13 protein-coding genes are annotated in these 12,177 nt (G+C 74.0%); 12 read left to right on the forward strand and 1 reads right to left on the reverse strand.

What is annotated here, in order from left to right:
- Nucleotides 1–79 precede the first annotated feature (79 nt).
- On the forward strand, nucleotides 80–1,576 hold the full coding sequence (locus tag NHH00_RS16730) for an amino acid permease (RefSeq protein WP_253054329.1): 1,497 nt from the start codon (nucleotides 80–82) through the stop codon (nucleotides 1,574–1,576).
- Nucleotides 1,577–1,603: 27 nt separating this feature from the next.
- Nucleotides 1,604–2,527 carry an aminoglycoside phosphotransferase family protein gene (locus NHH00_RS16735; RefSeq protein WP_253054331.1) on the forward strand — a complete coding sequence of 308 codons (924 nt, stop codon included), beginning with the start codon at nucleotides 1,604–1,606 and terminating at the stop codon, nucleotides 2,525–2,527.
- Here the strand turns inward: NHH00_RS16735 and NHH00_RS16740 are convergent.
- Nucleotides 2,498–2,677 (reverse strand): hypothetical protein, encoded by a 180-nt coding sequence (locus NHH00_RS16740; RefSeq protein ID WP_253054333.1) that lies wholly within the window; start codon nucleotides 2,675–2,677, stop codon nucleotides 2,498–2,500. The two genes, NHH00_RS16735 and NHH00_RS16740, sit on opposite strands and share 30 nt — an antisense overlap.
- Between NHH00_RS16740 and NHH00_RS16745 the strand changes: the two genes are divergently transcribed.
- From NHH00_RS16745 to NHH00_RS16790, 10 genes are all read left to right on the forward strand, one after another.
- Entirely contained in the window at nucleotides 2,655–3,107 is a 453-nt protein-coding gene (locus NHH00_RS16745; protein ID WP_253054335.1) for a sensor histidine kinase, read from the forward strand. The genes NHH00_RS16740 and NHH00_RS16745 overlap by 23 nt on opposite strands.
- A 71-nt stretch (nucleotides 3,108–3,178) precedes the next feature.
- Nucleotides 3,179–3,475, forward strand: coding sequence for a lactococcin 972 family bacteriocin (locus tag NHH00_RS16750; protein ID WP_081895947.1), 297 nt, complete (start codon nucleotides 3,179–3,181; stop codon nucleotides 3,473–3,475).
- 90 nt (nucleotides 3,476–3,565) lie between these two features.
- Nucleotides 3,566–4,195 (forward strand): hypothetical protein, encoded by a 630-nt coding sequence (locus NHH00_RS16755; protein WP_253054339.1) that lies wholly within the window; start codon nucleotides 3,566–3,568, stop codon nucleotides 4,193–4,195.
- Nucleotides 4,188–5,222 (forward strand): peptidoglycan-binding domain-containing protein, encoded by a 1,035-nt coding sequence (locus tag NHH00_RS21145; protein WP_253054341.1) that lies wholly within the window; start codon nucleotides 4,188–4,190, stop codon nucleotides 5,220–5,222. The genes NHH00_RS16755 and NHH00_RS21145 overlap by 8 nt, the downstream gene beginning before the upstream one ends.
- The gene (locus tag NHH00_RS16765) at nucleotides 5,219–5,821 is read left to right on the forward strand and encodes an ABC transporter ATP-binding protein (RefSeq protein WP_253054343.1); all 603 of its coding nucleotides are present in this window, start codon (nucleotides 5,219–5,221) and stop codon (nucleotides 5,819–5,821) included. Before NHH00_RS21145 ends, NHH00_RS16765 begins: the two co-directional genes overlap by 4 nt.
- A complete protein-coding gene (locus NHH00_RS16770) occupies nucleotides 5,818–6,885 on the forward strand; it encodes a hypothetical protein (protein WP_253054345.1) in 1,068 nt (355 codons plus the stop codon). The genes NHH00_RS16765 and NHH00_RS16770 overlap by 4 nt, the downstream gene beginning before the upstream one ends.
- Nucleotides 6,882–8,732 carry an AMP-binding protein gene (locus NHH00_RS16775; protein WP_253054347.1) on the forward strand — a complete coding sequence of 617 codons (1,851 nt, stop codon included), beginning with the start codon at nucleotides 6,882–6,884 and terminating at the stop codon, nucleotides 8,730–8,732. The genes NHH00_RS16770 and NHH00_RS16775 overlap by 4 nt, the downstream gene beginning before the upstream one ends.
- A 584-nt stretch (nucleotides 8,733–9,316) precedes the next feature.
- Nucleotides 9,317–10,636, forward strand: a complete 1,320-nt coding sequence (locus NHH00_RS16780; RefSeq protein WP_253054349.1) for an NAD(P)/FAD-dependent oxidoreductase — start codon at nucleotides 9,317–9,319, stop codon at nucleotides 10,634–10,636.
- 113 nt (nucleotides 10,637–10,749) lie between these two features.
- Complete coding sequence (locus tag NHH00_RS16785) at nucleotides 10,750–11,343, forward strand: hypothetical protein (RefSeq protein WP_253054351.1); 594 nt, start codon at nucleotides 10,750–10,752, stop codon at nucleotides 11,341–11,343.
- Nucleotides 11,344–11,490: 147 nt separating this feature from the next.
- A complete protein-coding gene (locus NHH00_RS16790; RefSeq protein WP_253054353.1) occupies nucleotides 11,491–12,174 on the forward strand; it encodes an SDR family oxidoreductase in 684 nt (227 codons plus the stop codon).
- The last annotated feature ends 3 nt before the right edge of the window (nucleotides 12,175–12,177 follow it).

Below are 12,177 nucleotides of genomic sequence, written 5' to 3' on the forward strand. Positions count from 1 at the left end.
CCGGGCCGCCCGCCGCGCGACGAGGGCACGGGACCGGTTCAATGGACGGACCTGTCACCGACGCCGGGGAGGCGCACCCGTGGCCACGAGGACCGGCCTGTTCCGTCGCAAGTCCGTCGAGGACTCGCTCGCGGCGATCGACGACCCGGAGCGCTCGCTCAAGCGCAGCCTGACGTCCTGGGACCTCGCGGTCCTGGGGGTCGCGGTCGCGGTCGGCGCGGGCATCTTCTCCGTCGGCGCGACGGCAGCCGCGAACTACGCCGGGCCCAGCGTCATCGTCTCGTTCGTCATCGCGTCGATCGTGTGCGCCCTGGCCGTCATGTGCTACGCCGAGTTCGCCTCCGCGATCCCCGTCGCCGGGTCGGCGTACACGTTCTCCTACGCGACCATGGGCGAGCTCGTCGCGTGGATCATCGGGTGGGACCTCATCCTGGAGATGCTGCTCGCGTCGGCGGTCATCGCGAAGTTCTGGGGCGTCTACCTCGGTGACGCGTTCGGGCTGTTCGGCATCGACCTGCCGCTGACCGTCCCGATCGGTCCGGTCGACCTCGAGTGGGGCCCGGTGTTCATCGTCGCGGTGTTCACCACGCTGCTCGCGATCGGCACCAAGCTCAGCACGCGCGTCAACAGCGTGTTCACCGTCATCAAGGTCGGCATCACGCTGTTCGTCATCGTCGTCGGGTTCTTCTTCGTCGACGCGTCGAACTACTCGCCGTTCGTGCCGCCCGCCCAGCCCGCGCCGGAGCAGACCGCGCTCGAGCAGCCGCTCGTCGGCTTCCTCACGGGGCTCGAGCCCACGACGTACGGCGTCATGGGCCTGCTCGCGGGCGCCGCGCTCGTGTTCTTCGCGTTCATCGGGTTCGACGTCGTCGCGACCACGGCCGAGGAGGCCAAGGACCCGCAGCGCACGCTCCCGCGCGGCATCCTCGGCGGCCTCGCGATCGTCACGGTCCTGTACATCCTCGTGACGCTCGTCGTGACGGGCATGGTGTCGTACACCGAGCTCGCGGAGTCCGACGCGCCGTCGCTCACGACGGCGTTCATCCTCGTGGGCGCCGACTGGGCCGGACGGGTCATCTCCGTGGGCATCCTCGTCGGCCTGACGACGGTGATCATGGTGCTGCTCCTCGGGCTCACGCGCGTCGTCTTCGCGATGAGCCGCGACGGCCTCCTCCCTCGCGGCATCTCCCGGACCTCGCACCGGTACCACACGCCGATCCGCCTCCAGGTGGGGGTGGGGATCGTCGTCGCGCTCATCGCCGGGCTGTCCCAGGTGGAGCTGCTCGAGGAGATGATCAACATCGGGACGCTCTCGGCGTTCGTCCTCGTGAGCTTCGGCATCCCGGTCCTGCGCCGCTCGCGGCCCGACCTGAAGCGCTCGTTCAAGGTCCCGTGGTCGCCCGTGCTGCCGATCGTGTCCGGCGTCGCGTGCCTGTGGCTCATGGCGAACCTCACGACCCTCACGTGGCTCCGGTTCCTCGGCTGGGTCGTCGTGGGCCTGGTGATCTACGCGTTCTACGGCTACCGCCACTCGGTCGCGGCCCGCGACACCCTGAAGGGTGACGTCGCCGCGTAGGGTCGCCGCGTCAGTACCGTGGGCGCGATGAGCGCCACGGAGACCCCGATCACCGCCGACCTCGTCCGCGAGGCGCTCGCGGCGCAGCACCCCGACCTCGCCGCGCTGCCGCTCCGCGAGGTCGCGGGCGGCTGGGGAAACCAGATGTGGCGGCTCGGCGACGACCTGGCCGTCCGGGTGCAGCGCATGGACCCGACGCCGGAGCCCCAGCTCAAGGAACGGCGGTGGCTGCCCATGCTCGCGCCGCACCTCCCGCTCCCCGTGCCGACGCCGGTGCGGTGCGGCGAGCCGTCCGCGCGCCTCCCACGGCACTGGACCGTGATGACCTGGGTTCCCGGCGAGCCGCTGGACCACGGCACGATCACCCGGGGCGCGCACGCCGCCGACGCGCTGGCGGGCTTCCTCCGGGCGCTGCACGTCGCTGCGCCCGCCGACGCGCCGACGTCCACGGACCGGGGCGCCCACCCCCGCGACGCCACGGACGGCTTCGAGGGGTTCCTGCGCGCCGTCGCCCCCGACGACGCCGCCGACGTCCGGGCGGTCTGGGCCGACGCCGTCGCGGCCACCGCGTGGGAGGGGCCGCCCGTGTGGGTGCACGGGGACCTGCACCCCGCGAACGTCCTCGTCGCGGACGGGACGCTCGCGGGCGTCGTCGACTTCGGCGACCTGTTCGCGGGCGACCCCGCGTGGGACCTCGCCGCCGCCTGGGTGCTGCTGCCCGCGGGCACCGCCGCGCGCTTCCTCGACGCCTACGGGCGCGCCGACGACGCGACGGTCCGGCGCGCCCGCGGGCTGGCGGCGCTCAAGGCCCTCTTCCTCCTGCTCATGGGGCAGAACGGGGACCGCGGGCTGCCCGGCGGCAAGGCCCACTGGGGGCCCGCGGGCCGCGCGGCGCTCGACCGCGTCCTCGCGGGCTGGCGCTCACCGGACGGCCAGGGCCTCCGTCGGTGAGAGCCGCGCCGCGCGCTCGGCCGGGTAGAGGCCCGCGACCACGCCGACGACGACGGTCGCGGCGAGGCCGCCGAGCGACGCCCAGGCCGGGACGTGGGTCGGCCACGCGCGCAGCGCCGCGTACGCGGTGGTCGCGACGACGCCCAGCACGACCCCCGCCGTCCGGATCGAGGCGTCGTGCGACGAGGCTCCGACGTCCGGCGACCCGCTGCTGCTCGAGCAGCTCGTGCGCAACCTCGTCGAGAACGCCGAGCGCTACAACCTCCGCCACGACGGCTGGGTGCGGGTCGCCACGCGGTCCGACGCCGGCGGCGACGCCGTGCTCGAGGTCGTCGACCCCGGTCCGCCCGTCGCGCCCGACGACCTCCCGGGCCTGTTCGAGCCCTTCCGGCGGCTGGGCGGCGAGCGCACCGGCGACGGCACGGGGAGCGGGCTCGGGCTGTCGATCGTCCGCGCCGTGGTGGGCGCCCACGGCGGTTCCGTCACGCTCGCCGCGCGACCCGAGGACGGCCTCGTCGTGACCGTCCGGCTCCCCGGCGAGGTCTACGACGAGGTCCCGGCGTCTCCGCGTCTCGGATAACGGACATACCCGATGAATCGTCTCACCTCGGCGCTTTACTGCGGACGACCGATCAACACTGAGGGGGATTGATGCGAAAGGTCATGACGGCGGTCATCACTGCCACGCTCGCCGCGGGTGTCGCGCTCGGAGCGGCTGGCCCCGCCAGCGCGACGATCAGCTACCCGTCCGTGGGAGGCACGTGGGACCACGGCGCCGACGCCAAGGACGTCTGGTCGCACTACTACCACGGCAGCCGGGTCCACAAGTCCTCGACCTACGGGGAGAACGGGCTCCGCAGCTCCGGTTGGGTCTCCGCGGGGAAGTGGTCGTACCAGTGGGACGAGGTCCGTTGGTTCGGGAACAAGGCGTACTACGACGTCAAGTAGTTCGACTCACGTGCTGCCGAGCGTCCGGACGCCGTCGCTCGGCGGCACGCGGGCCCGCCCGTCCCCGACGACCGCAGTGATCGGAGCATCATGTCTCTTCGCAGGTCGACGCGGCGACGCGTCGCCGCGGCGGCTCTCGCCGCCCTCGTCCCGCTCCTTGCCGCGTGCGGCACCCCGGGTTCCGTCGGGTCGAGCGTCGACGACGGGACGGCCGTCGACGTTCCCGCGTTCGACGGCCCCTACGCCGCCGAGTTCACGGCCTTCTACTCCGACGCCGGGTCCGACTTCGCTCGTCAGGCGCTCGCCGACGAGGAGATCACGGACGCGGAGTACGCGGAGATGGAAGAGAAGTTCCGCACGTGCCTCGAGGCGGAGGGCGTGACGTTCTCCGGCTTCGAGCCCGACGGGTCGTACGAGGCCTCGCCCCTGCCGGACGGGAGCGACCCGTACGAGGTCGTGAAGGCCTGCGAGCGTGAGTCGGGCGCCGACACGGTCGGGGCGCTGCACGACATCATGGCGTCCAACCCGGACAACCTCGACGTCCCGACGATCATGGCGGAGTGCCTGGTCCGTCGCGAGGTCGTACCGGCGGGCTACGCGGCAGACGATTACCTCACCGACATGGAGGGGCGGTTCTCCGACCTCGCCGCCCTGTCGACCGAGCTCCGCGAGGCGCTGACGTCGTGCTCGAGCGACCCGCTCGGCCTGGCCGGTGAGTGAGGGTCGCAGCCCGGCCACGGTGGGCCTGTGGGTGCTCGGCGCAGTGACGCTCGTCGCCGTGGGGGTCGTTCTCGGTGCCGCGTGGACGTCCCCGGCCGTCCCCGCAGCCCTTCGACCTCCCGCTCCCATCACCACCTTCGAGGTCCGGTCCGCGACGTTCGACGACGTCCGCTCCGTCCGGCTCGCCGTCGCCCGTGGCGAGGAGTCGGGGCTGGCATCACCCGGTAGCGGTCTCGTCACACGCTTCGACTGCCGTCCCGGCTCGACCATCGAGTCCGGGACCGCGCCGCTCTGGCTCGACGACGCACCGGTCGTCGCGCTCGCGACGACGCTCCCGCTGTGGCGGGACCTTCCGGTCGGCACCCAGGGCAACGACGTGCGGGCGCTGCAGGAGGAGCTGACGCGTCTGGGGCACCCGGTCGAGGCCACCGGAACGCTCGGCACGAAGACCCTGCGTGCCGTCAACGCACTCTTCGACGACCTCGGCGACCCCTCCGCCCTCACCTCCGTTCCGCGATCTCGTTTCCTCTGGATCCCCGGACCCTCGGTCACCGTCGCGGAGTGCTCGGTCACGACAGGGAGCCGGCTCGAGGCCGGAGCGGAGCTCGTCGTGACGCCCGGCACGCTGGCAGGCGTCGCACTGCGCGACGGAGCGCCGTCCGACCTCGTCGCCGGGGCGCGCACGCTCCGTGTGGACGGGATCGACGTCGCGGTCGAGCCGCAGAACCCGGTCACCGACCCAGCACTGCTCGCACAGCTCGACGCTGCGCCCTCGCTCCAGCAAGCAGGCACGGGCGACGAGGCGCCGGTCGGTCAGCTGCGGTTGGCAGAACCGGTCGACGTGTCGGTCGTCCCACCGTCCGCCGTGATCACGGCACCTGACGGGACGACCTGCGTGACCACGGACGCCGTGCCCCACAGGCTGCGGGTCGTCGGGTCCGAGCTCGGGCAGACGTTCGTCCTGTTCGACGGCACCCCGCCGACCGCCGTCGACACGTCGCCCCGGCCGGACGCCCCGTGCGCGTGACGGCGACCGGCCTCGGGCACCACTTCCCCCGGCGCCCCTGGCTCTTCCGCGGGCTCGACCTCGATCTGCGGCCAGGTCGCACCTACGCGCTCACCGGTCCGTCGGGGTCGGGCAAGAGCACCCTGCTCGGCCTGCTCGCCGGGTGGGAGGAACCCCGCGAGGGCACCGTCGCGCGGGACGGCATCGAGCGGACCGGATGGGTGTTCCAGAACCCGCACGGGACGCCGCGACGCTCGGCGCTCGACCACGTCGCGCTCCCGCTGCTCGTCCGGGGGCTGCACCCCCGAGAGGCGGAGCGACGAGCCGCCGACCTCCTGAGCAGGTTCGGGCTCGACGACATCGCGCAGCAGCAGTTCCGCCGCCTCTCGGGCGGGGAGGCGCAGCGCCTGATGCTGGCACGAGCCATCGCGTCGGAACCGGGCCTCCTGCTCGTGGACGAGCCGACCGCCCAGCTCGACCTGCCGACCGCCCGCACCGTCAACGAGTCCCTCGGTGCGCTGCGCTCGCCCGGGACGATCATCGTCGTCGCGACCCACGACGCCGCGACCCGCGACTCCTGCTCGGACCACGTCGACCTGACGCTGGACCCCGCCGCATGAGGCTGCGCTCGATCCTGCGCGAGGCGTGGCGCAACGCTTCCACAGGTACCGCACGCTGCGTCACGCTGGCGCTGGTGCTGATCGGCCTGGTGGTGACCGCGACGGTCGCCGAGATCTCGACCGTGGCGACGCTCGAACAGCAGGCGGCGGACTTCCGGGCGGCGGGTGGGTCGGTCCTCACGATCTCGGCGCCAGGCCGGGTCGACGGCGCGCGGTGCGAGTCGTTGCGCGATCTGCCCGGGGTGCACGCCGCGGGTGCGCTCACCGTCCGACCGGACGAGCCCGTCGCCGCCGTCGCCCTTCCCGGTGCCCCGATGCCCGCCGCCGACGCGAGTCCAGGGTTCCCGGCCGTCGTCGGCGCCACGACCGACGGCGGGCCGGGCCTGATCCTGACTGACGACGCCGTCGCGACGCTCGGCCTCGAGCTCGGCGACCGGCTCTCCGCGACGACCGGGACGTCTCGACTCGCGGGCACCTACGCCTACCCTCGCGACGGGCGGAGGGACGGGTACGGCTATCTCGCGGTGAGCGTCACCGGGTACCGCGCACCCTTCGACGAGTGCTGGGTCGAGGCGTGGCCGATGACCACGGAGCTGAACCCCCTCCTCTTCACCGTGCTCCGGCCGGGCGGCGATGCCGACGACGTCCCCCAGGTGCAGCAGCTCAACTCCACGCTGGGTTCCGGGCTCGATGGCGCCGGGCTGTTCCACAAGCGCGTCACCCGGTTCGGAGGGCTCCTCGTCGGGCTGATCGCTGCCGCCGTGGCCCTCGTCACCGTACGGGCTCGCCGGGTGGAGCTCGCCACGGCCCTCCACGACGGGATGCGACGGCGTGACCTGTGGACGATCGTGTCGCTGGAGTCGGTGCTGTGGACCGCTCCGGCGGTAGCTGTCGGGATGTCGCTCTCCCTCGCCTGGTTCGGCCGGGACGGCGACCTGCTGGTCGGCGCGATCCTCGGTGCGCGCGTGACCCTGTCCGTGCTGGCGGGTGCCGTGGCAGGCGTCGCCGTCGCCCTGTCCACGACGCGCGAGAAGGACCTGTTCGCCTACGCGAAGGACCGATGACCACACCGACGCCGCACACAACCTACGCAACCGTAGGTTACGGTGGCGTAGTGAACACTCTGGCGACGAGGCCGTGGACCGCCCGCTACGCTCCCGGCGTCCCGACGGACGTCGCGGTGCCCGACGAGCCGGTTACGGCCGCCCTCTACCGCGCGGCCGAGCGCTGGCCGGACCGCGTCGCGGTCGACTTCTTCGGCGCGACCACGACCTACGCCCGGCTCGTCGCGCAGGTCGAGCGCGCCGCGAGCGCCCTGCACGACCTCGGCGTGCGCCACGGCGACCGCGTCGCGCTCGTGCTGCCCAACGGGACGTCGCACGTCGTCGCGTTCTACGCCGTCCAGCGCCTCGGCGCCGTCGTGGTCGAGCACAACCCCACCTACACCGCCGACGAGCTCGCCCACCAGTTCGCCGACTCCGGCGCGAGCGTCGCCGTCGTGTGGACCAAGACCGTCCCCGCCGTGCTCGAGGCCCGCGCGTACGCGCCCGGGCTGCGCACCGTCGTCGGGCTCGACATCGCGCGCGACCTCCCGCGCGGCAGCCGCATCGCGCTGCGCCTGCCCGTCGCGCGGGCGCGCGCCCAGCGCGACGCGCTGCGCGGCCCCGTCCCCGCGGGCGTCCCCGACTGGCACGACCTCGTCCGCCGTGCGCGGGCGCTCCCCCCGGCGCTCCCCCACCCGGGCGCCGACGACGTCGCGCTCCTCCAGTACACGGGCGGCACCACGGGCACGCCCAAGGGCGCGGTGCTCACGCACCGCAACCTCGTCGCCAACGTCGTGCAGGGCCAGGCGTGGGCCACGTTCGAGGAAGGTGCCGAGACCGTCTACGGCGTGCTGCCCTTCTTCCACGCGTTCGGGCTGACGTTCTGCCTCACCCTGCCTGCGCGCATCGGCGCGACGCTCGTCGCGTTCCCGAAGTTCGACCCGCAGGCGTTCGTCGCCGCGCAGGCGCGCCGCCCCGCGACGTTCCTGCCCGGCGTCGCGCCCATGTTCGACCGCATCGTCGCCGCCGCCGCGGACGCGCCCGGGCCGGGCTCCGACCTCACCTCGATCCGCCTCGCGTTCGCGGGCGCGATGCCCATCACGGCGGAGACCGCACGGCGCTGGGAGGACGCGACGGGCGGCCTGCTCATCGAGGGCTACGGCATGACCGAGACGTCCCCGATCTCGCTCGGCAACCCCTGCTCCGACGACCGCCGCCCCGGGACCCTCGGCCTGCCCTTCCCCAGCACGGAGATCCGGGTCGTCGACGCCGACGCGCTCGACGCGGGCGTCCTGCGCGACGCCGACCCCGAGCCCACCGACGACCCCGCCGCACCGCGCACCGTGCGCGGCGAGCTGCTCGTGCGCGGCCCGCAGGTGTTCCGCGGCTACTGGAACCGCCCCGAGGAGACCGCGCACCAGCTCCTCGACGACGGCTGGCTGCGCACGGGCGACGTCGTCCGCGTCGCGCTCGACGGCCCCGACGCCGGGCTCGTCACGCTCGTCGACCGCATCAAGGAGATGATCGTCACCGGCGGGTTCAAGGTGTACCCCTCCCAGGTCGAGGACCACCTGCGCGGGATGCCGGGCGTCCGGGACGTCGCCGTCGTGGGCGTCCCCGGCAGCGGCTCGGACGAGCACGTCGCGGCCGTCGTCGTGCTCGACGACGCCGACGACGCCGGCTCGCCCCCGCGCGTCGACCTCGCCGCCGTGCGCGAGTGGGGCGAGAAGCGCCTGGCCCGCTACGCCCTTCCCCGCACGCTCGCCGTCGTGCCGGAGCTCCCACGCTCCCAGATCGGCAAGGTCCTGCGCCGCGTCGTCCGCGAGGACCTCCTGCACCGCGACGACGTCGAGCACCACCGCGCCTGACAGCCCGCGCCGACCCGCCGACCGCCGAGGCAGACCCCCGGCCCGCCGAGGCAGACCCCCGGCCCGCCCAAGTAGACCCCTGGTCACGCGAGGTAGAGCCCTGGCCCGCCGAGGTAGAGCATGGTTGCCCGAGGTAGAGCCCTGGTCCCCCGAAGCAGAGCCGTGGTCCGCTGAAGTAGAGCCCAGGTCGTCCTCGACGCAGCCGGTCGCCCGCTGCAGTCGGATCGCCCGTCGGCGTAGTCCCTGATGTCCGACGGCGGGCCGCACGGGCGTGTCACCCGGGCGAGCGAGGACCAGGGCGAGACGACGTCGGGCGGGGTGGGTGGTGGTGCCGCGTCGTGGTCGGGCCTGGCGGGAGCCGCGAGGAACGAGCGGCGGATGGTAGACGCGGCACCACCACCCACCCCGACCACCCAAGGTGACCAGACCGCCGTCGGGCAGGACCACGGCTCTATCGCGCGTCGCGGCGCCTGTTCGGCGCGGGGGCGGGGTTCGCCGTAACCTGGCAGACGTCGTCGGCGACGTCCGCGACGCAGGCGGGCGGGCACCGGCGCTCTCCCACCCCGTCGCCCCGAGGAGGCCCCGTGCCCGAGCCCGTCACCGCTGCGCCTGGTGCGGCAGCAGCCCCCGACTCCCTGCCGCACGTCGTGGTGGTCGGTGCGGGGTTCGCCGGCCTCGCCGTCGTCAAGGGGCTCGCGAAGGCCCCCGTGCGCGTGACGCTCGTGGACCGCCGCGTCTACAACACGTTCCAGCCGTTGCTCTACCAGGTCGCGACCGGCGGCCTGAACCCGGGTGACGTCACGTACTTCCTGCGCGGGCTGCGGCTCAAGCAGAAGAACGTGCGGGTCGTGCACGAGCACCTCGTCGGGATCGACCACGAGGCGCGCCGCATCCGGCTCCTCAACGACGAGTGGGTCGACTACGACTTCCTCGTCGTCGCGAACGGCGTCACGGCGAACTTCTTCGGCACCCCGGGCGCCAAGGAGAACTCGTTCCCCATGTACTCGCGGTCGCAGGCGATGAAGATCCGCGACACGCTCTTCATCCGGCTCGAGAAGGCGGCGGCGAACCCCGGGACGGACGAGGGTCTGCGCGTCGTGGTCGTGGGTGGCGGCGCGACGGGCGTCGAGGTCGCGGGCGCGCTCGCCGAGCTGCGAACCGCCGGGCTGCGCCCGGCGTACCCCGAGATCCACGGCGACGCGTTCGAGGTGAAGATCGTCCAGCGCGGCGGCGAGGTGCTCAAGTCGTTCCACCCGAGGCTGCGCCGGTACGCCGCCGAGGAGCTGCGACGTCGCGGCGTCGGCCTGCACCTGGGGGCCGGGGTCGCCGAGGTGCTGCCGGACGCCGTCGTGCTCACGGACGGCACGCGCATCCGGTCCGACCTCACGGTCTGGTCGGCGGGCGTCCACCCGCACGAGGAGGTCGACGACTGGGGTCTGCCGCGCGGCGAGGGCGGGCGCGTCGTCGTCGGGGACGACCTGCAGGTGGAGGGTCTGCCCGGGGTCTTCGCGGCCGGCGACATCGCGATCTCCCCGGCGGGGCTGCCGCAGCTCGCGCAGCCGGCGATCCAGTCGGGCGCTCAGGTCGCGCGCAACATCGAGGCGCTGCTCGCGGGGCGCCCGACGACGTCCCTGCGCTACTTCGACAAGGGCACCATGGCGGTCATCGGGCGACGCGCGGCGATCGCGGAGGTCGTCGGGCGGCTGCGGCTCACGCGAGGCGTGGCGTGGCTCGCGTGGTTGTTCGTCCACATCATGGGGCTCATCGGGCCCCGCAACCGGCTGACGACGCTCGCCGGCCTGGTCACGCGCTACGGCTTCCCGTTCCACCGGCGGCCGATCCCCATCGTCGGCGACGTCCCGACCGTGCGGCCGCCCAGGCGCACGGCCCCGCGCCGCGGCTGACCCGCGCTCGAGGATCACCCGGCCCTGCCCCCCTCCCCCGGCCGCACGCGCGGCGACCGTCACGTACCCTCGAAGACGCAGGGAAGTTCGCAGGGGCAACGGGGGCACGTGTGGTGGCAGGACGAACGACGGCACCGTCGACGACGACGGGCCGGCAGAAGGACATCTCCCAGGAGCACGGGGCGCACCGCGTCGGGCGTGCGCGCACGACGGCGGTACCGCGACGGACGCGCGTCGTCGTGCTCGCGGCCGTGGCGGTGGCGGCGCTGGCGGGCTGCCGCGTCGAGGGGGTGCCGGGCGGTCCCGGGACCCCGACGCCGTCGCCCACCGTAGAGCCGACCACGGTGCCGACCGGGGAGCCGACCGGCGACCCGACGACCGGCCCCACCGACGGCCCGACGACCGGGCCGGGCAGCCCGGTCCCGCCGGGCGGGTCCGACGGCATCGAGCTCTCGGTCGAGATCGAGCCCGCGTTCCCGATGCCGAACCTCGTCGAGACGAGGCTCAAGCAGGCGCGCGCCGACCTGGAGCAGCGGGGCGCGGTGACGGTGGTGGTCGTCGACGCACGCGACCCCCAGGCGGGCGCTCTGCCGGGCGCGTCGAACGGCTGGACGGTCTGCGTGCAGGACCCGACGGGCGGCGACCTCGTCCGGGCGTCGGAGACGGTCGTCCTCGGCGCCGCCCCGAACGCCCGCCAGTGCCCCTGACCAGTCCCTCGGGTGGCGGCGCGGCCGGTGCGGGAGCACCGTGGGACCAGACCGCGAGATCGGCCTGACGGTCTCGAGATCGGCCCTCCGGGGGTCGATCTCGGCCACTCGGGTCGATCTCGACGCCCGCAGACAGGAGCACGCCGCATGAAGATCGCCCTCGTCGGTGCCCACGGCAAGGTGGGCCGGCTGCTCGTCCCGATCCTCGTCGACCACGGCGCCGCCGTGACGGGGATCGTGCGCGCCGAGGAGCAGCTCCCGCTCGTCCGGCGCCTGGGCGGCGACCCGCTCCTGCTCGACGTCGAGAGCGCGTCCGTCGACGAGCTCGCCGCCGCGCTCGGCGGGTTCGACGCCGTCGTGTGGTCCGCGGGGGCGGGCGGCGGGAACCGGGAGCGCACCTACGCCGTCGACCGCGACGCCGCGAGCCGTTCGATGGACGCCGCCTCCGCCGCCGGCGTGAGCCGGTACCTCATGGTGTCGTGGATCGGGTCCGTGCCCGACCACGGCGTCGACCCCGACTCGAGCTTCTTCGCCTACGCGGACGCCAAGCTCGCCGCCGACGACCACCTGCGCGGCACCGACCTCGACTGGACGATCCTCGGGCCCGGCACGCTGACCGACGACGGCCCGACCGGCGCGATCCGCGTCGTCGGTGACGGCCCCGACGGGCTCGACGGCGCCGACGACGTCCCGAGCGGCGCCGCGTCACGGGTGTCGCGCGCAGACGTCGCGATGGTCGTCGCGCAGGCCGTGCGCACCCCGGCGACCGTCGGGCGCTTCGTGCGGTTCACCGCGGGCGGCACGCCGATCCTCGAGGCGCTCGACAGGTAGCCG

The organism is Cellulosimicrobium cellulans (assembly GCF_024124905.1).
Taxonomy (GTDB): Bacteria; Actinomycetota; Actinomycetes; order Actinomycetales; family Cellulomonadaceae; genus Cellulosimicrobium; species Cellulosimicrobium cellulans_G.

Bases quoted from the DNA above. Each gene is read 5' to 3' on its own strand.
- NHH00_RS16770 (WP_253054345.1), top strand. From the start codon at position 5,818: ATGAGGCTGCGCTCGATCCTGCGCGAGGCGTGGCGCAACGCTTCCACA.
- NHH00_RS16790 (WP_253054353.1), top strand. From the start codon at position 11,491: ATGAAGATCGCCCTCGTCGGTGCCCACGGCAAGGTGGGCCGGCTGCTC.
- NHH00_RS16755 (WP_253054339.1), top strand. From the start codon at position 3,566: ATGTCTCTTCGCAGGTCGACGCGGCGACGCGTCGCCGCGGCGGCTCTC.
- NHH00_RS16775 (WP_253054347.1), top strand. From the start codon at position 6,882: ATGACCACACCGACGCCGCACACAACCTACGCAACCGTAGGTTACGGT.
- NHH00_RS16750 (WP_081895947.1), top strand. From the start codon at position 3,179: ATGCGAAAGGTCATGACGGCGGTCATCACTGCCACGCTCGCCGCGGGT.
- NHH00_RS16735 (WP_253054331.1), top strand. From the start codon at position 1,604: ATGAGCGCCACGGAGACCCCGATCACCGCCGACCTCGTCCGCGAGGCG.